The 258-nt window shown below is 58.9% G+C and carries 1 protein-coding gene; it reads right to left on the reverse strand.

Annotated elements, in window-relative coordinates; translation table 11 throughout:
* Positions 1-258, reverse strand: a 258-nt coding sequence (locus RVY79_RS20325) for a hypothetical protein (RefSeq protein ID WP_317466396.1), incomplete at both ends; no start/stop codon positions are given.

Below are 258 nucleotides of genomic sequence, written 5' to 3' on the forward strand. Positions count from 1 at the left end.
TAGCCCGCATCGAGGTTCACGACCGCGCCGCCGATGCTCGGGATGCTGCCGAGCCCGAAATTATTGCTGGAGTTGCTAAGATCAACGCCTGACGGCAGCAGCCCACTGCTTGCCGGCAGCAGCACGATATTTCCGAAACTTGCATTCAGTGTCAGCGCACCGGGGATCGCTACGTTCATCGAACCCGCGAATGCGATGGTTTGCGTATTCAAGGTGACGGAATCGAAGCCGCTGACGCTGAGCGTATCAGCGCCGATG

The sequence above is a fragment of the Chromohalobacter sp. HP20-39 genome (assembly GCF_033052815.1).
Classification (GTDB): domain Bacteria; phylum Pseudomonadota; class Gammaproteobacteria; order Pseudomonadales; family Halomonadaceae; genus Chromohalobacter.